Consider the following 17,142-nt stretch of genomic DNA (forward strand, 5'->3'; position numbering starts at 1 on the left):
GGTTCGCTGTCGCCGTCCCGGGACCGTTGACGGCATGGATGCCGTCACCGAGCCTACAGGGATGTATTCACGGCGTGTCCTGGGACGGCGACAGCGAACTGGTGGCGGTCTACAACGAACCTCCCCGGGAGGCTGGCGGGGTTACTGGATGATCTTGATCCAGTCACCGGTACGTGGTTCGCCTCGGGGGTAGAAACCGTTGAGGAGCCGCAGGCGGGCCTCGGCTTCGGGAATCTGGATGCTGGCGGCGAGGCTCGCCATGGTGGCGCCGCGGGGTACCTGAATATAGCGGATATAGCGCTGGTCGCCGGCCTGCCGCTCCTGGGGATGCAGCGGCCGGAAGCTCTCGATCAGCGCCAGCAGTGCGCTGTCCGCGGCGCTGAAGTCCCCCGCCTTGCCCTCGAACAGATACTGCCAGTTGTGATTGATGACTGCCAGGCGGCGCGCGGCATCGCCGCTGCGGGCGATGGCGGTGTAGCCTGTCAGGCCCGCCTGCTCCAGTGCCGCGCCGTCGCTGAGACTGCCGCCGGCCGCCGCTGTCAGCGCCTGTTGCGGAGTCTGGGCGGGATCCGGCCGCTTCAGGGTCAGGGTCATGCTGGCACTGCCGTCGGCAGCGCTGGCGACAATGGCAGTGCTGCTGCTCTGGACCTGCCAGCCGGGGGGGTGGGCGAAGCTGAAGCCCAGCTTGCTGTGGTAGTAGCGGTCGTCCTCGCGCTTGACTCTGGGCCCCCAGGGCAGGCCGTCGGTACGGCGCTGGAACTCGCCGGGCACGGCGGGATCCTCCAGCACCTGGCCGCTGTCCAGTTCGTTGGCGGCGCGGATTACGGTCTGCAGGCGCTGGTCATTGCGCGGGTGGGTGGCGTAGAGGCCGTGGTAGGTGCCGGCGGGTTTGCCCGCGCTGCTGGCGCGCACCCGCTGGAATTGTTCCTGATCCTTGAGGACCCCGATCACGGCCAGCAGGGCATCGGGTTCATAGCCGCTCCGATGCATGTAGCGGGCCCCGAGGCCGTCGGCTTCCAGCTCGTGCTCGCGGCCGTAGCCGCGCACCAGCTCGGTGCCGTACATGCCGGCGGAATCCATGATGTCGCGGCTTCCCGTGAGCACGCCGGCGGTGACCGCCAGGACCTGGGTAGTGAGGGAGCCGGCGCGCTGGCGGGCAGCGTGGCGGGCGGTCACGTGGGCAATTTCGTGCGCCAGCACGCCCGCCAGCTCGGCCTCCGAGCCCAGGTAGCCCAGCAGGCCGCGGTTGATATAGACGTAGCCGCCCGGAGTGGCAAAGGCATTGATGTCGGGGCTGTCGACCACGGTGAAGGTGAAATTGATATCCGGGCGGTCGGCGCTGGCGGCCAGGCGCTGGCCGACCCGGGTCACGTAGGCCTGCAGCTCGGCATCATCGTAGAGAGCGCCCTCCTTGAGGATCTCCTGATGCATCTCCTCGCCAATCCTCGCCTCCTTGCCCTGGCTCATGACCACTACGCTGGCGCCGCCGGTCGCTGGATTGCTGGCACAGCCGCTCAGGCCCGGCAGCACCAGGGTCAAGGCAAACAAAAAGGGCAGGACAAGGGCGTGGCGCATTATTGCTCCTAGTAGTGCTCGGAGAGGAATTCGAGCAGCTGGTCGCCGATACTGTCGCAGGCGGTTCCCTGCACGGGCGCGATGATGGGGATCGGCACCACCACCGCCGGCATGTAGGACTGGCCGCTGGCGGTGGTGCTGATGCGCCCCACTTCGGCGCGATTGCTGAAATCCCAGATGGTGGCTTCATAGTTGGCGTCATTGGACCAGGTGCCAAAGCCGAAGCAGCCGGCGCCCCCGGGGCCGATACCGCAGGTCATGGAGCCGGCAGAGTCGTTGCGCACGGTGCTGCCATCGATCCAGATCATATACTGGGTTTGCAGGGTGGCAAATGTGTCTGCCACGTCCTTGTGTTCCAGCAGCCGCTCCAGGTCGGCCGGCCGCAGGGGCGCGGTGCGGGGCTCAAACCACGGGTACAGTGCGTTGAGGAACTCCAGCTCGCCGATCACGCTGATGGATTCGTCCCGGGACGAGATATGGCTGCCGACACAGCTGATAAAGTCCGGCTCGGTTTCATAGTCGCTGGCGTGACGGCGCCCGAGGATCACTACCGAGGCGTCGCCGATGCCCTCGCCCGGCGTGTTGAATACCATCTGGTCCACGGTGGAGTTGACGCAGCCCGCCAGCCAGGGCAGCAGGCAAGCGCCGATGATCAGCCGTCTCGGATTCATGGCTGCACTCCTGATGCGACTGGGTCCCCGGCGCGGGGCAGGCTCGCCAGCCACTGCGCCACGTCCGGTACCCGGGTAAAGCTGCTGGCAAAGTGGGCCCCGGCATCCCGCAGGGCAACGATGGCGGCGAGCCGTACCGCTGCCTCATCGCTCTGCAGGAAGGCGGTCGGGGTTTTGCCATAGGCGGGCATGGTCCACTCGGCGATGGGGGCGCCACCGGTGGTGACCAGCTGCAGCCGGTAGCGCATCCAGATTTCGTAAACCTTGACATTGGTATGGGCGGGGATGGCGTACTGCAGCTCGTCCACTGCAGGCAGCAGAACCGCATCCACCACCGGATTCATTTGCCCCGGCCCAGGCTTGCCATTCATGTGGACCACCTCGCGGAACATGCCCTTGAGCAAAGTATCCCAGAGCTCAACCTGGGCCTGGCCGGTATTGACCAGCCAGCTGGATTCTGCGCGACCGCTGGCTTCGTCGAAGAATTCGTGATTGGCGAAGTCCTCGGCGTACCAGACGCCGATGGTCAGCGGCAATTTGTTCATCACTGGCGGCGGGAATTCACTCTGCACCACGACCTGCTTGGTGCCACAGGCGGTCAGCAGCAGGGCCAGCAGGGTGGCGGCCAGCCAGCGCTCAGGGCCGGTAGTCATTGAGCCCGACAAAGGTGCCTCCATTGCGATAGGTCATTTCTCTCATCAGGGCCGCGAAGCGGTGCACGGTATTCTGCTGCCCTGGGGCCTGCGAATAAAGTACGGGAAAGCCGACCGCGTGGATGCGTATCAGGCGCTGGTCGCCCCGGTCCCGGTTCAGGCGATCAACGACGCTCAGCACCTGGCTGATGGAGCCGCCGGTAAAGTCGTCGCCGAACACGTAGATACTGATCCGCTTCTGGCCATCATAAAAGGTCCGGATTGCCTGGGTTATACCCTCCACCGGGCTGGAATTGCTGAACACGTTCCAGTTGCGCAGATTCTGGATGATTGCGCTGCGGCGCGCCGGGGTGTCCGGAATCCACTGGCCCCGATAGCGACTGAACATGTAATCACCCATGTCGTTCATCACCTGGATACCCTTCACCTCTGGATAGATACTCAGGACCGACTCAAGTTCCCGCAGGACTCTCTCCCAAGCGTAGTAGAACATTGAGCCGGAAGTGTCGATCACAAAAATAATGTACTCGCTGTCGACCGGAATACCACCAATATAGTTGTTTTTCACCTGCTGTTGCCGCGCCTGCAGGCGTTGCTGTTCCTCGGTGAGCGACTGCCGTGCCAGCGCCAGCTGCTCGGAGACGATGTCATTGGTGTTGCTGCTGACCCGTATGCTGTCGTGGCGGGAGCGGGTTGCGGCGAGCTGCGCCTGCAGGATGGCGATGCGCTCGGTGAACCCGGACAGCTGTTCCTGGCGGGCGTTGAGGTCGCGGTTGAGAATGTGGGTCTCGCCGCGGATCTCGAATACCTGGGCCTGCAGGTCCGCCACCTTGCCCTGCAGGTTGACGGTGGAAGCCTCGATGATCTGCGGTTGCACGGTCTTGGTTATCATCAATAGCAGGATGATCGCGCCGAAGCCGCAGCAGATCACGTCGAGGAAGGACAGGGAGAACTCTTCAGTACCGCGGCGTTTGCGCATGGGCGGCTCCTTATGGCCAGTCGCGCGAGGGCGTCATGAAGCTGCCCCTGCTGGCCTGGGCCAATTGCCAGAAGGCGGAGGCGGCCATCGGGTCTCCTTCCATCGGCGCCAGTATGACATTGATCGGGACGTTGCGCGGCAACCGGCGCACGGCCTGCTGGTACAGGTCCAGGCGCTGCTTGCCGCTCACCGTGTTGCCACGGGGTGGACTGGTGCCCTGGGTGGGCAGGCCGTCAGTGATCAGAAAGACGTTGTCCGGTGCCGGGCTGAACTGGTTCAGGGCCAGAAAGGCATTCTCCAGGCTGGTGCCGCCCTGGGGCAGCAGCTCGCGCAGGGCCCTGCTCACGGACTCCAGCTGGGGCTGGTCGGCGACCTCCAGCCACTGGCCCGCGGTGTTCGCCAGGGCCGGCCTGGCTTCAGTGTTGAAGGTGATGACCTGGTATTTGGCGCCGACCGGCAGCTGCGCCGTCAGCCAGTCCACCGTGTTCAGCGCCCGGCTCCACTTCTCGGCGCGGCGCTGCACGTCCGGCCCCATGTTGCGCAGGCGGATGATGTTGACCACGCGGTCCGCCAGCATGCTGGCGGAGGCATCGAACAGAATCACGATATGGCGCCCGCCCAGGTTCAGTCCGGTCAGGTACTGGCGATTGCCGTCCCCGGTGAACGCGCGGGCGCTGCGGCCGGTGGTGTCCTCGGCGGATTCCCGCAGGCGCTTTACCTCCTCTTCCAGGGCCTGGATGTCGGCTTTCAGCTGGTCCAGGTCACTGCTGTCGCTGGTATCCTGGCGCAGCGCACTGATCTGCGCTTCGTACTCGCTGATCTGCTCCGTTACCCGGCTGGCCCGGCCCCGGGCCTCGACGATCTGCAGGTCGACATCGTCGAGGGCATTGCGCAGGCGCACCAGCCCGGCCTTGCCCTCGGTGATATCTTCCTCCAGCAGGTTCACCTCGGAGAGCAGGTCCTGGTTCAGTTCCCGGGACTGCACCACGATGGAGTGGTCGATGATCAGGAACACCAGCACCACCGCGCCGAAGCCGCAGGACATGATGTCCAGGAAGCTCAGGTTGAAGGTGGTGAAGCGGCGTTTGCGCCTGGCCATGGCTGTCTCCGCCTAGGCGCTGACGGTAATCAACAGGGCGTCTGCGCCGTCGGGCAGGCGCAGCCGGTCGCCGCTGGCAACGGCTTCGCTGTCCCTGGCGGGCTGGCCGTTGCGTTCCAGGCCCCCGGCGCCGCTGGCCGCATGTAGCTGCCATTGCTCGTTGGACCCCTGCAACAGTGACCAGCCGCCGCCCAGGGAGGTGCCATCAGCCTGCAGGGGGCGGGCCCGATTGCCCAGCAGCAGGTGGGTTGGCCGCGGAGCCTCCGCCGGCGCGGCGGCAGCGGGGGGTGGCGCTGCGGGGGCTTGCGCTGCCGCGGCTCGCTCCCCGAGCTGCGGCAGGCTGGTAACGAAGTCCAGCGCCTCGGCGCGCTGCACCAGCAGGCCCTCGTGGGCCGCCAGTGCCCGCGGCAGGTCGGTTGCGTGCAGGATTGTCCCCGCCAGGCGCTCTCGCAGGCCGGGCAGCAGTGCCGCCAGTGGGTCCAGCAGCAGGGTGACGCCAGCCTGACCCAGGCTGCTGCTGACACTGCCGGCCAAAGTGGCACTGGCAGCTTCCAGGTCGGCCCTGGCGATACGGGCGTGATAGCCGTTCACCGTCAGGCTGGTCTCGTTGCTCTGCTGCAGCTGCTGCAGTGCCGCCGGCAGGGCATCGTAGAGCTGTTGCTCGGTTTCTGCCCGGCGCCGGGGGTCAAATCGGGTCTGGCGGATAAAGGCTGTCGCCGCGGCTTCCACCACCCGTTCCTGTAGCTGTAACAGACCGCTGCCGGGCAGGGCTGTTGCCCGCTGGAAGGTCACGTTTCCGTTCTCTGCCCGCAGCTCGCTGAGCAGGGCCTGATGCAGCTGGATCTCCAGATGGAACAGGGGGCCATCGGCGGCGTGCAGGCTCGCCAGGGCGACGCTGCGGTTGACCAGGCCTACGGCGTCGAAGGGACACTGCTGGATAATCCCCAGCAGCAGGGCCAGCTGTTCCTTGCGCATGCTGCCGGGGGCGGCCAGCAACAGTTCCCCGGGATGGCCGGCCGCGCTGTGCAGCTCCAGAAGATGAGCATGTACCAGGTCGGCGCTGTGGCGGGCCGGCCCCAGGGCCGGCTGCAGGGGGTCGGTGCTCAGCTGCCACCAATAGCGGGTGGAGACTTCCCGCGGGCGCAGCCGGGCCGCGGCCCGGGCGTCGCTGCCAAAGCGGTACTGGCCGCCCTCCAGCAGGGCATAACCGGGGCTTTGCAGACGCTTGTCCCCATGCCACAGCTGCAGGTTGCTGTCGTTGATGTCGAGGCAGGCAATGGCCATATCAGTGTGCCACCAGATGCCGCAGCAGGCGCTTGTCGGCGTAGCGCTGGCAGTCCAGCACCAGCTTTTCCTGGGACTGCTGCAGCTGGTGCAGGCAGAACATGATGATGATGCTCAGGACCAGCGCCACGAAGGTGCTGTTGAAGGCCACGCCGAGGCTGACGGTGACCCCCGAGATGTCGCCCTCCACCGCCTTGTAGGCCTGGGCCAGGGCGTCGCCGATACCGCGGACGGTGCCGATAAAACCGATGGAGGGAATCGCCCAGGCAATATAACGCACCATGGACAACTCGGAATCCAGCCGGTCCGATTCCACATCGCACTGCTCCTTGATGGTGTCAGACACCGCCTGAATGCTGCCGGTCGTGGCAAAGCGCTGCAGCGCCGTAAGCAGGGTGCGCGGCAGCAGGTAATCCTGCTCCTGCGCCGGCAGGGCCTCCAGTGAGCGGCTGTACTCGCGTGCATCCTCCGGCAGCAGGGTAGTGCCCTCGGGAATATCCAGCAGCGCCCGTTCCAGCAGCGCCTGCTCCCGCAAGGCGCCGCGGGCCTTGTAGGCCATGATGGCCAGGGCCCAGAACAGCAGGATGAAGCAGGCCTCCTGCTCATAGTCGCGGATCACCACCGCAATCGTGCGCTTGGGCACGAAATCCGCCCCCGATGCCTGCAGGGCCATCTGCTCCTGCAACTGCGTGTCGGCGCTGGGCCGGATCACACCGACGTACAGGGCATGCACCACAATGATGGCGATCAGCAGGGCAAACAGCTGGTAGGTAAATTCCGGGGATAATTTCGTTTTCATCAATGGTTCCTATATATCCACGGGAAACGAGACCGAGAGATCCTCGGAGATCTGTTCCGAAGCCTCGTACTCGAAAGGTGATCCTGCAGGCGTTGCCGGCGCTGCGGTTTCTTCCGCCTCGGGTTCGGGCTCTTCCGGCTCGGCGTCCTGGGCGGCCAGGGGCAGGGCCAGCAGCAGGGCTGCGAGCAGGGTGAGCGGCAATCGCCGGCGGTGGTGTGGGCTCAGCATGGGCACTTACTCCGCATAGCGTGCGATCCGGAATCCTACGTCATCGCGCCCGGCTTGCCCATAATCGCGATAGGACAGGCGCAGTTCCGACAGCCGCCCCAGGGCCCAGCTGGCGCCGCGGATGACGTAGTTGTCCCCGTTCTGGGGCCCGGTCGGGTCGGTCTCCGCGGCGGCGTTGGCGGAGGGTATCTGGTAGACGTCGTGTACCCACTCGGCGACATTGCCGCCCAGGTCGAACAGGCCGTGGTGATTGGCCGGGAAACTGCCCACCGTGGCGCTGACCACCTGGCCGTCGTTGTAGCCGCTGATGGTGCGCCCGGTGACGTAGCCGGAACTGCTGTCGGCGTAGTTCTCCACCGCGGTGGTAGGGGGGAACGTGTCGCCCCAGGGAAAGGTCAGCTGGCGCTCACCCTGCACCCGAGCCGCCCAGGACCACTCCGCTTCCGTGGGCAGGCGGTAGCCCGTGGAATCGGCTTTGTACCCGGTAACAATGCCCTGGGCCTGGGTATAGAAGGGGTCCAGCCCTTCGCGTTGGCTGAGCCAGTTGCAGAACTGGGCGGCCTGCTGCCAGCTGACCTGGGCAACCGGCTGGTGCTCCCGGTTCAGGCTGTTGCCCTGGACCTGGCCGGAGTTGTGGCTGGCCAGAAACTGGCGGAACTGGGCGTTGGTGACCTCGGTGGTCTGCAGGTAAAACATGCGCCGCAGGTTCACCGGCCGCAGCACCTCGTTGGCGCGCCGGCCGGGCTCGCGCCGGGAGGCGCCCATGGTGAACTCGGCGGGGCCGGACTCCCCGGGGATGAACAGGCGCAGGGTCTGGCCCAGGGCAGTGGTGACTTCGGGCTGCAGGCGGCTGAGCTTGGCCTCCTGCTCGGTCTGCAGGGCCACATCGATGCGCTGCGCCAGGTTCGGGCGCGGAGTCAGGCGCTGGCTGCTGCTGCGGTAACCGGCGAGGCTGACCTCCACCCGGTGCTCCACCGCCGGCAGGGACAGGGACTGGCTGCCGCGGCCCAGCAGGCGACCGTTGACCCGGACCTCCGCCTCCGGCGGGCTGACCCGCAGATCAATGGTGCCCAGCTGGGCGGCGAGCTTGATCGACTTGCTCTCGCTGGCGCCTGCGGCCAGCTCAACCGTTTCACTGTGTCGTCGGTAGCCGGGGCGGGTCAGCATCAGGCGCTGGGCGCGGCCGGGTTCAAGACTCAGACTGAGGGGCGTCTGCCCCTGGAATTCGCCGTCGAGGGTCACATTGGCGCCGCCGGGGCTGCTGCTGAGTTCGAGAATGCCCGCGGCGGGCAGCATCTGCACGGTTGCCAGCACCGTGTCCTCGCCGGCGGTGACGGCCAACTGCTGCTGCCAACTGGCAAAGCCGGGCAGGCGCAGCAGCAGCTGCCGCTCGCCCTGCAGCAACTCCAGCGTCGCCGGGGTTATACCGGCGGGCTCGCCATCGACCAGGATCTCGGCACCGGCGGGTTCGCTGCTGATGCCGACATCAGCCCAGGCCGGCTCCAGCACCTGTTCGACCGTTTCCGCCTGGTCCCTGCCGGTGACCGTGAGCGTCGTGGCCAGGGGCAGGTAGCGGGGGTGGCGCAGCTCCAGTTGATATTCGCCCGCGGCAAGTTCCAGTGCCTCCAGGGGCGTGTCCCCGATGCGCTCACCGCCCAGACTGACTGCAGCGCCGGGCGGCTGGGAGCGTATGCTGATCCGCCCCGGCCGCGGTTGCAGGCTGAAGGCGAAGCTCTGGCTGGCGTCGCTGGTCACGGTCAGGGTGGTGGCGAGAGGCTCATAGCCGGGGGCGGTGATACCCAGGCTGTACTCGCCCGGGCGCAGCAGGTAGCGGCCGCCAAAGGGCAGGTGCAGCCCGCCCAGGCTGATGTCGGCACTGGTGGTGGATTCGACGTTGATTTCCACCGAACGCGCTGTGAACAGGAACAGCATGGCCAGGGCAAACAGCAGCACAGCACCGGGGACCAGCCAGCGGCGCCAGTTGGGCCCGGCTCCCGGAGGCGGCGCGGCGGCGCCGTCCAGGGGCTGGAACGCGCTGGGGGTGATGGTTTCGCTGCGGCTTCCGTGCGCTGTCATTCAAATCGGTTCCGTGCAGGCAATGAACACTGGCGGCGGGGCTTCGCCGTGATGAATGGTAAAAGTCTGGCGCACATCGCGGTAGCCATCGCGACTGCCGACCGCGGTGTAGGTACCGGGGCGCAGCTCCAGGCTGCGCTCCGCGAACTGCCCCAGGCGGGCTACCCGCTGCACCAGCACTTCGGTTTGCTGGTCCGAGCGCAGGGTCACTGTCAGCGGCGTCGTGGCCTGCGCCAGCTTTTGCTCCAACTCCGCCACTTGCCCGGCCAATACCGGGCCCCGGGGCGACAGTGCCCGGGCCTGCTGCAGGACCCGTTCCAGGCTTGCAGCCACCGCTGGATCCGCCAACCGCTCGGGTGCTTCCAGCGCTTCCCGCAGCTGCCGATCCAGGCGCGCCCTGGGCTCCGCCCGGGCCAGACCCTCCTGGGCGAAGACGATGGTGGCATCCAGCTTCAGTGCTTGCCGGTAGCGCGCTACCGCCTCCTCCCAGGCTTCGCTGTCCTCGAGGCTGCTGCCCTCGCGCCGCAGGCGGGTCAGGCGGGCAGCGGTTTCGGCGGCCTGTAATTCCGCCAGCGCGCTGCTGACCTCTGCACTGTCCGCCTGCAGCTTGCCGGCGCGCTGGAAGGCGCTGCGGGCCTCGGCAAAGCTGCCCTGGTCCAGTGCTGCATAGCCCTCGCTCATGGCGCGGTGAAACCGCTGCTGGCTGTGTGCGGCGGCTACGCGGGCGAGTTGCTGTTGCGCTCGCCGGCTCTCCGGGTCCAGTTCCGCGGCGTCCCGGAGTTGTTGCTCCGCCTCAGCCAGGTCGCCCTTGGCCTCGGCCGCCGCCGCCGCTGCCAGCAGCGCCTGCCGGGTCTCCATGGACTCCCCCCGGGCTGTCAGCGCGGCGAGCTCGGGACTGTCGGGCGCGAGCAGCGCTGCCTGTGCCAGGGCTGCAGCCAGCGTTTCCCTGTCCCCGGCTTCCAACGCCGCCGCCGCGCGCTGCAATGCTTCTTCGAGAATCTCCGGGATGGCGGCTTCCAGCGCCTGTAGTTGGGCGAGACTGTCCTCGTACTGTTCCCTGGCGGGGACGAATTCGCGCGCCTGGTAATGGGCGTCACCGCGGCCGGCCGCCGCCATGGCGCTGGCGAGAGCTTCCGCGGCCCAGCTGTCGGCGCCGCGCTCCTCGAGCTCGAATTGCAGCGGCAACAACTGGCCCAGCACATCCTGCGCCTCTTTGCGCAGCCGCGCCTGCTGGGCGTCGGACCAGGGGCTGGCGGCCGCTTCCGCGGGGGTCTCGCGCGGCGCCTGGGTGGTTTCGGCAGGGGGGTTGCCGCGATTGGCGGCGGGCACGGCTTCCGGCGTGGCCACTGGGGTCTGCAACCGCCCCGGCAGCCAGAAAATGACCGCCAGGGCCAGAGCCAGCAGGATTAACAGGGCCGGCACTATCCAGCGCTGATTGCCGCTGTGCGCCGCTGCGCTCTCCGCAGCGGGGGCAGCCTGCGGTTCGGCGACGGTGAAGGGGGTCGGTTTGACGGGCTCGTTGGGGCTGGACATGCAGTCTTGGGGGCCTTGCCGCTGGGGAGCGGGAGTCAGGGAGTTGTCGGGGCGTCAGGAAGCTCCAGCATACCAACTTCGGCCTGATAGATATCGGCCAGCAGTTCCCGCCACTGTGCGTACTGTTCCTCGACATTACCGCTGAGCATCACCGTGCGGTCTTCCAGTTCGATGACCTGGGGCGTGATTTCGGCCTCCAGGGACATGCCCAGCTCCTCCAGTGCAGCGACATGGATCTGGGCTTCCGCGCGTTTCTCCAGGCCACTCTTCAGCATGTAGCCGCCGCCGATGATGGCCACATTGCCCGCGGCCCGACTGGACCGATCGCTGCTGCCGGCGGCGTAAATGCCGGCGAGGATCGCCGCGCCGCCCGCCAGCAGGCGGCGGCGGCTCTCGGCCTGGAGTTCCTGCAGGGCTATTGCTTCCTCATAGCTCATCCTGCGCCATTCCTGGTAGGGCGCCTGCATCTCGCCGGTGAAATGGCTGTAGTGTTCCTGCAGGGTGTCGACGAACAGCTGGTCGCGCTCGCGGATACTGCGGATGCGCTCCAGCATGGGGTCTTCCGCCGCGGGCAGGCGCTTGACCACGAGGATGCCCTTGCGGTTCTCTTGCAGATAGCCGTCAAAGGCTTCCGGGGAAAAGCTGCGGGCAAACAGCAGCTCGGTGACCAGCCGGATATCTTCCCGCTCCGCTGTTTTCAGGCCCTGCTGGTGCCGCACCAGGTCGTTGGCAATCATGTGGTATATGGCCTGGAAGGCGTCATAGCTGCTGCGGGTGGCACTGTTGTAGGCATAGCGGCTGGCGTGGGCGGAGTAGTTCTTGTCCAGCCACTGCTGGCCGCGAGTGTCCTTGGCGCGGATGTGCAGTTCCAGTTCCTCGCCATCGGACTTGAGGATCGTGCCCTGTACCAGCAGGTCGACCGCCTGGCGGTCGCTGGGAATGACCCGCACAGCGCCCCAGGCACCGCTGTTCTGCATCGCCTCCGCCAGCAGGCGGGGCATGAAACGCGCCTCGGCCTTGCGCACTTCCGGATAAATCTGCTGGTCCTCGTCGTAGTCGTCGAGGCCCGGGTCGAATACCACAATGCCCACGTCGAGCAGCAGTTCCTCGGGCAGCGCCTCCGCCGGGCGTTCCAGCGGGGGCACAGCGGTAGTTTTCATGGTCTGGCTGACACAGGCTGGCAACAGTAATACCAACAGCAGCGCCGTGAGTAGCCGGAGCGCTGCCGTCATGGCTTGATGCCCTTGTACTTGCGGTACTCATCCCAGAGTTTTTCCCGTACCGCCGGATCGGGCTCGCGCATGGCGGCTTCCCGCAGCTGGCGGGCGACCACGTCATCATCATTGCCGCTGGGAATATCGGCTGGCGGCGGGTACTTGGCGGGATTCGCCGGCGGGGCGCCGCCTGGGGTGTTGACGCTGCCGGCGCCACCGCCACCATAGCCCCCCCCTGCGGCGACTTCCTCGCCGTAGGGGCCCTCCCGGCCGCCACCCGCGCCGCCGTCGGCCTCGGGTTCGGGCGCGTCCGGCCGGGTGCTGCTGCGTCGGGCGCTGCGCTGACGGGCCTGCTCTTCCAGGATCATGCCGTCGAAATCGCCACTGCTGGATTCCAGCCGGGCGTCGAGAATCGCGACCTGTTCGGCCGGGGTCAGGGGGCCGGTGCCCGTGCCACCGCCAGTGCCGGGCACAGTGCCTGTGGCAGGGCTACTGCTATCGCCGCTGCCGCTGCTTGTGCCGCTGCCCTCGCTGCTGCCGTCGCCCTGGTTGCCGTCCCCGGCGGCGGCGCCCATGGCCGCCTCCAGGGCAGCCAGTACGCTGTCGTCCATGGTCGGGGTATCGCGCATGTCGGGCAGGGTCTCGGCACCGCCGGCGGGGCTGTCGCCAAATCCCGGGTCGGCGCCGGCCTGGCCGTCTGCGGTAGCGCCGGCAGCGCCATCGCCATCGGTACTGCCGCCCTGCTCGCCGCGGCTGGCGATATCTCCTGCGCTGCTGCCGCCCGCTGGTTGGCCGCCGCCCGCTGCCCGCTCACTGCCAGCGCTGGTGCCAGGTGCGCCGCCAGTGGTGGGTGCACTGGCCGCCGTCGGCGCGGAGCTGCCTTCGCTGCCAGGGCTGCCTTGGCTGCCGCTGGTGCTGCCGGAAGAAGCGGGCGGGGGCGCACTCGCTCCCGGTGCTGACGGTGCGGGGGGCTGGGATTGGGGCTGGGTGGGGTTGCTGGCGCTGGGGCACCCGGCCAGCAGCAGGCACAGGCCGGCTACAGCTGCGCCACGCAAGCCAGCGTGAAGTTTGTTGCTGTCAAGATTTGCTGTCATAGGCCACTATCAGATTCTCGGTGTCTACCGGCTCGCCGGTCTCCAGGTCAAAGCGGGGCCGGAAAGGCGTGTTGCGCAATTTGCGCATTAGCCGGTTGGCGAATCCGTTGGCCTCTCCAGTGTCGTCTACCCGATGCAACTGCTCGACCTTGCCATCGGCGCTAACTGCGAACTCCAGCAGTATATCGCCCCCGCCAGCAGTTGACAGCGGCCCTTGCTCATCCAGCCCGGCAACGGCTGGCAGCGCTACCGGATCCGCGAACAGCTCGGCTGCTACCGGTTGGGCATCGGCATGGCCGGCAAGTTCCCCGATCGCTTCGCGGTAGACCGCCACCGCGGCTTCCCGCTCCCCGTGCCACAGCATCCAGTCGCCGAGCATGGTCAGGGCCCGGGCGGGAGCGGAGGGATCGCGTCCGCTGTGCATGCGCTCCAGATCGTGAATGGCCTTGAGCACCGCCATCCCCTTCTTGTAGTTGTCCTTGCGGTAACTGCCGGGGCGAGGCCGGGAGGGCTGCTCGCTGAAGCCGTGACTGCTGCTGAAACCGGGGCCATCCTGCCACTGCAGGTCGGAAATCAGGTACTGTGCCTGCAGCATGCCGTAGAGAGGCTGCAGCAGCGTGATGGAGGTATCTCCCTCCTCCTCAAGGATATCGTTCAAAGCCAGGCGGTTGAGTTCCCACATCTGCAGCAGGCGCTGTGCGGGGTCCTCATCCAGCCTGAGCAGGTAGGCCTGGCGCTGCCAATCCGCCTGTTGCAACAGCGCGCCTGCACGTTGCCCCGGATCCTGCAGGGCACGCTCTTGCACCCGGAACAGGTAGCGTTGGCGCTCGTCTACGGCGCGGTAGTCCCCCAGGGCCAGCAGGCTCCTGATTTCCGATTCCAGCAGAGGCAGTTGTTCGGTGCTGTAGAGTCCGGTGGTGACCCGCGCCAGGTGGGTGCCCCGCTTGAACACCGCGGCGGCCTCCCCGTGGCGGCCCTCCTGCTGCAGCGACAACCCGAGGCTCAGCAGGCGCTCTGGCAGCACCGCACTGTAGGCGCCGTGCTCACTCTCCAGCAGGGCGATGGCATCCTGCTGTTGCTGGTCCGCAAACAGCGGCACTGCCAGCAGCGAGCCGGTGAGCAGCAGGGCTTGTAATCGCAGTGCTTTCATGGCGGATGTCACCCTCGCGATCGCGCTAGCGAGTACCGATATGCGGCGACGAGTTTTACCCCAAGTATATACATTTCCCGGAGTCCCACACAAAATACGCTCCGGCACCGGTTCCGGTGCTTTTTTATTCACGCATTGTGCATAGTGGAGTTGTCATGATCCGGCCTGACCAGACCAGCCAGTTCGCCGCCGAAACCGCCGTTCGGCGCCAGGCCGAGCACCTGTGGATGGGTGAACTGCATGCGGGCTGGCGGATCGGCGCGGTTCCCAACGGCGGCTATGTCCTGGCAGTTGCGGGCCGCGCCCTGAGGGAGGCGCTGCCGCACAGGGACCCGCTCACGGTCAACGCGTTCTATCTGGCGCCCACCGTCCTGGGGCCAGTTGAGTGCCGGGTCGAGCTGCTGCGGGCGGGGCGCAACACCACCCACGCCGTGGCCGGGCTGTACCAGGAGGGGGAGCTGAAGGTGCAGGTAACCGCGGCTTACACGGATCTGGAACAGCAGCAGGGCCCGACCTGGTCCGCGACCGCCCGTCCCGTCTATCCCGGCTGGGACGAATGTGCGCCCAGTGGCGACAGCAAGCTGGAGTTTCGCCAGCGGGTGGACGTTCGCCTCGTGGGTGGCACCGAGGTCTTCCACGGTGGAGCCCCCAGCGGTCGCGGCGAGTTCCGGGGCTGGGTGCGGCATGCCGATGGTGCCGAGCCAGATGTGATTTCCCTGCTTATGTTCGCCGATGCCTTCCCGCCACCGGTATTTGACGTAGTGGGTCTGGTGAACTGGGTTCCCACCGTGGAACTCACGGTGCAGGTGCGGGCGCACCCGGCGCCGGGGCCCCTGCAGGCGCGGTTGTTTTCGCGGCACCTGACACAGGGCGTGATCGAGGAGGACGGCGAGTACTGGGACAGCGAGGGCCGGCTGGTGGCGATAAGCCGACAGACGGCGAAGGTCCGGTTGCCGCGGCCCTAGGGCTCGAGGCACCTGACAATTTGTCGCTTGTCGATAGCCATGAGGCAGGGTACTAGTAGGCCGCGACGTGGCCCCCGAGCCTGCGGGTATCGGTGGCGCCCAGCAGATAGCCACGCTCCAGCATGATCGACTGGGTGCGACCCAGGGTGCGCGGTGCCACATCCACGTTGTGCCCCATGGCCTGCAGCAGCTGCAGGGTGTCCGGGCTGATGCCCTGTTCGACCACCAGCTTGTCCGGCTGCCACTGGTGGTGCACCCTGGCCTCAGCCGCCGCGGTGGCGATGTTCATGTCGAAGACGGTGGCATTGAGCACGGTCTGCAGCACCGCGGTGATGATCAGGCTGCCCCCCGGACTGCCGGTTGCCAGCCAGGGCTTGCCGTCCCGGAACACCATGGTGGGGCTCATGGATGACAGCGGCCGCTTGCCGCCCTCTATCCTGTTGGCATCGCTTTCCACCAGGCCGTAGGCATTGGGTTGGCCGGGATTGGCGGCAAAATCCGCCATTTCATTGTTCAACAACATTCCGGTCCCGGGCACCGCGATGTGGGAGCCGAAACTGAAATTGAGAGTGTAGGTATTGCTCACCACGTTGCCAAAGCGGTCGGCGACGGTGTAATGGGTGGTGTCGTGGCTCTCGTCCACCAGCACCCTGCCGGGCGCAATCTCAGTCGCGGGCGTGGCGCGGGCGGGATCGATCAGGTTTCTCTGGCGGGCGGCGTAGTCCTTGCCAATCAGCTTCGCCACCGGGACCGGCTCGAAATCGGAGTCCGCCAGATACTTGCTGCGATCGGCGTAGGCCAGTTTCATCGCCTCCGCCAGATGATGGATATAGGCGGCGCTGTTGTGGCCCATCGCCGCCAGGTCAAACCCCTCGAGCATGTTCAGCATCTGGATAATGTGCACGCCGCCGGAGGAGGGCGGTGGCGTGGAGACAATCTCCGCGCCCTGAAAACTGCCCCGCACCGGTTCCCGCTCCAGGGCCTGGTAGCCCGCGAGGTCCGCCGCCGTGATCAGGCCGTTGCCAGCCTCCATTTCCGCCACCAGGCGTGCGGCGACCTCGCCCTGGTAAAACCCCTTGTGGCCCTGCTCGGCGATCTGGCGGAGTGTCCAGGCAAGTTCCGGCTGGCGCCAGGTGGCGCCCACCTCAGGGGCTTCACCCTCGGGTGTCAGGAACAGCTTGCGCGCTTCCGGATTCAGCGCCAGTCGCTCGGCCCGGGAGTTGATCTCCAGGTTGAGGGCAAAGGACACCTGCAGGCCGTCCTCGGCGAGGGCGATGGCGGGAGCCATCACCTGCTTTAGCGGCAGGGTGCCGTAGCGCGCCTGAGCCAGTACCAGGCCGGCCACTGTACCCGGGACACCGGCCGCCTGGTGGCTGAAGTAGGTGCGCTCGCGATCGACCTCGCCGGCCTCGTTGAGGAACAGGTCGCGACCGGCACTCGCGGGGGCGGTTTCCCGATAGTCGATCAGGGTCTGCCTGTTGCCCTCGGCCAGGTGCACCAGCATGAAGCCGCCGCCGGCCAGATTGCCCGCGCGCGGGTAGCTGACAGCGAGGGCAAACCCCGTGGCGACGGCCGCATCCACCGCGTTGCCACCCTGTTCGAGGATCCCGAGGCCGATTTCCGCCGCCAGTCGCTCCGGTCCTACCACCATGCCCTGACGCGCCACTACCGGCAGGAACCGGCTGCCGAAATCGATGATGGGGGCCTCGACGGCGGGGGCTGTCCGGGCGTTGGCACCGGGGGCAAATATCAGGCAGACGGCGAGTACGGCGCTGAGGAGACGCGGCAGTTTCACGATGGCAGGATCCCTTTTGGCAAAAGG

15 protein-coding genes are annotated in these 17,142 nt (G+C 67.0%); 1 reads left to right on the forward strand and 14 read right to left on the reverse strand.

The genetic code is table 11. The features are described 5' to 3' along the window. Positions 1 to 141: 141 nt before the first annotated feature. Genes Q6D67_RS12985 through Q6D67_RS13045 form a run of 13 tightly spaced genes read right to left on the reverse strand, consistent with a single transcriptional unit; the run spans position 142 to position 14,355 of the window. Positions 142 to 1,575 carry a M48 family metalloprotease gene (locus Q6D67_RS12985; RefSeq protein WP_304706051.1) on the reverse strand — a complete coding sequence of 478 codons (1,434 nt, stop codon included), beginning with the start codon at positions 1,573 to 1,575 and terminating at the stop codon, positions 142 to 144. A gap of 8 nt (positions 1,576 to 1,583) precedes the next feature. Further along, positions 1,584 to 2,246, reverse strand: coding sequence for a hypothetical protein (locus Q6D67_RS12990; RefSeq protein WP_304706052.1), 663 nt, complete (start codon positions 2,244 to 2,246; stop codon positions 1,584 to 1,586). Continuing rightward, positions 2,243 to 2,911, reverse strand: coding sequence for a hypothetical protein (locus Q6D67_RS12995; protein ID WP_304706053.1), 669 nt, complete (start codon positions 2,909 to 2,911; stop codon positions 2,243 to 2,245). The genes Q6D67_RS12990 and Q6D67_RS12995 overlap by 4 nt, the downstream gene beginning before the upstream one ends. Further along, the gene (locus Q6D67_RS13000; protein ID WP_304706054.1) at positions 2,883 to 3,878 is read right to left on the reverse strand and encodes a vWA domain-containing protein; all 996 of its coding nucleotides are present in this window, start codon (positions 3,876 to 3,878) and stop codon (positions 2,883 to 2,885) included. The genes Q6D67_RS12995 and Q6D67_RS13000 overlap by 29 nt, the downstream gene beginning before the upstream one ends. 10 nt (positions 3,879 to 3,888) lie before the next feature. Beyond that, the gene (locus Q6D67_RS13005; RefSeq protein WP_304706056.1) at positions 3,889 to 4,977 is read right to left on the reverse strand and encodes a VWA domain-containing protein; all 1,089 of its coding nucleotides are present in this window, start codon (positions 4,975 to 4,977) and stop codon (positions 3,889 to 3,891) included. Positions 4,978 to 4,989: 12 nt separating this feature from the next. Further along, entirely contained in the window at positions 4,990 to 6,261 is a 1,272-nt protein-coding gene (locus Q6D67_RS13010; protein ID WP_304706058.1) for a hypothetical protein, read from the reverse strand. A gap of 1 nt (position 6,262) precedes the next feature. After that, the gene (locus Q6D67_RS13015; RefSeq protein ID WP_304706060.1) at positions 6,263 to 7,060 is read right to left on the reverse strand and encodes a MotA/TolQ/ExbB proton channel family protein; all 798 of its coding nucleotides are present in this window, start codon (positions 7,058 to 7,060) and stop codon (positions 6,263 to 6,265) included. A gap of 9 nt (positions 7,061 to 7,069) precedes the next feature. Then, on the reverse strand, positions 7,070 to 7,288 hold the full coding sequence (locus Q6D67_RS13020; protein WP_304706062.1) for a hypothetical protein: 219 nt from the start codon (positions 7,286 to 7,288) through the stop codon (positions 7,070 to 7,072). Between the two features lie 6 nt (positions 7,289 to 7,294). Further along, a complete protein-coding gene (locus tag Q6D67_RS13025; RefSeq protein ID WP_304706064.1) occupies positions 7,295 to 9,364 on the reverse strand; it encodes a PEGA domain-containing protein in 2,070 nt (689 codons plus the stop codon). Then, a complete protein-coding gene (locus Q6D67_RS13030) occupies positions 9,365 to 10,897 on the reverse strand; it encodes a hypothetical protein (RefSeq protein ID WP_304706065.1) in 1,533 nt (510 codons plus the stop codon). A 35-nt stretch (positions 10,898 to 10,932) separates the two neighbouring features. After that, positions 10,933 to 12,129: a hypothetical protein gene (locus Q6D67_RS13035; protein ID WP_304706067.1), complete on the reverse strand. Its 1,197-nt coding sequence runs from the start codon at positions 12,127 to 12,129 to the stop codon at positions 10,933 to 10,935. Next, on the reverse strand, positions 12,126 to 13,205 hold the full coding sequence (locus Q6D67_RS13040; RefSeq protein WP_304706069.1) for a hypothetical protein: 1,080 nt from the start codon (positions 13,203 to 13,205) through the stop codon (positions 12,126 to 12,128). The genes Q6D67_RS13035 and Q6D67_RS13040 overlap by 4 nt, the downstream gene beginning before the upstream one ends. Further along, entirely contained in the window at positions 13,189 to 14,355 is a 1,167-nt protein-coding gene (locus Q6D67_RS13045; RefSeq protein ID WP_304706071.1) for a hypothetical protein, read from the reverse strand. Before Q6D67_RS13045 ends, Q6D67_RS13040 begins: the two co-directional genes overlap by 17 nt. Positions 14,356 to 14,510: 155 nt before the next feature. Here Q6D67_RS13045 and Q6D67_RS13050 point away from each other — a divergent pair, with 155 nt between their 5' ends. After that, a complete protein-coding gene (locus tag Q6D67_RS13050; protein WP_304706072.1) occupies positions 14,511 to 15,320 on the forward strand; it encodes a thioesterase family protein in 810 nt (269 codons plus the stop codon). A 52-nt stretch (positions 15,321 to 15,372) separates the two neighbouring features. Here Q6D67_RS13050 and ggt read toward each other — a convergent pair whose 3' ends face one another. Continuing rightward, complete coding sequence (gene ggt / locus Q6D67_RS13055) at positions 15,373 to 17,115, reverse strand: gamma-glutamyltransferase (RefSeq protein WP_304706074.1); 1,743 nt, start codon at positions 17,113 to 17,115, stop codon at positions 15,373 to 15,375. Positions 17,116 to 17,142 lie beyond the last annotated feature (27 nt).

It is taken from the genome of Haliea sp. E1-2-M8, assembly GCF_030649675.1.
Taxonomy (GTDB): domain Bacteria; phylum Pseudomonadota; class Gammaproteobacteria; order Pseudomonadales; family Halieaceae; genus Haliea.

Excerpts from the sequence above, each read along its gene's own strand:
- Q6D67_RS13005 (WP_304706056.1), bottom strand. The coding sequence starts at position 4,977 with ATGGCCAGGCGCAAACGCCGCTTCACCACCTTCAACCTGAGCTTCCTG.
- Q6D67_RS13025 (WP_304706064.1), bottom strand. The coding sequence starts at position 9,364 with ATGACAGCGCACGGAAGCCGCAGCGAAACCATCACCCCCAGCGCGTTC.
- Q6D67_RS13035 (WP_304706067.1), bottom strand. The coding sequence starts at position 12,129 with ATGACGGCAGCGCTCCGGCTACTCACGGCGCTGCTGTTGGTATTACTG.
- Q6D67_RS13045 (WP_304706071.1), bottom strand. The coding sequence starts at position 14,355 with ATGAAAGCACTGCGATTACAAGCCCTGCTGCTCACCGGCTCGCTGCTG.
- Q6D67_RS12985 (WP_304706051.1), bottom strand. The coding sequence starts at position 1,575 with ATGCGCCACGCCCTTGTCCTGCCCTTTTTGTTTGCCTTGACCCTGGTG.
- Q6D67_RS13000 (WP_304706054.1), bottom strand. The coding sequence starts at position 3,878 with ATGCGCAAACGCCGCGGTACTGAAGAGTTCTCCCTGTCCTTCCTCGAC.
- Q6D67_RS13010 (WP_304706058.1), bottom strand. The coding sequence starts at position 6,261 with ATGGCCATTGCCTGCCTCGACATCAACGACAGCAACCTGCAGCTGTGG.
- Q6D67_RS13020 (WP_304706062.1), bottom strand. The coding sequence starts at position 7,288 with ATGCTGAGCCCACACCACCGCCGGCGATTGCCGCTCACCCTGCTCGCA.
- Q6D67_RS13015 (WP_304706060.1), bottom strand. The coding sequence starts at position 7,060 with ATGAAAACGAAATTATCCCCGGAATTTACCTACCAGCTGTTTGCCCTG.
- Q6D67_RS13050 (WP_304706072.1), top strand. The coding sequence starts at position 14,511 with ATGATCCGGCCTGACCAGACCAGCCAGTTCGCCGCCGAAACCGCCGTT.
- Q6D67_RS12990 (WP_304706052.1), bottom strand. The coding sequence starts at position 2,246 with ATGAATCCGAGACGGCTGATCATCGGCGCTTGCCTGCTGCCCTGGCTG.
- Q6D67_RS13030 (WP_304706065.1), bottom strand. The coding sequence starts at position 10,897 with ATGTCCAGCCCCAACGAGCCCGTCAAACCGACCCCCTTCACCGTCGCC.
- Q6D67_RS13040 (WP_304706069.1), bottom strand. The coding sequence starts at position 13,205 with ATGACAGCAAATCTTGACAGCAACAAACTTCACGCTGGCTTGCGTGGC.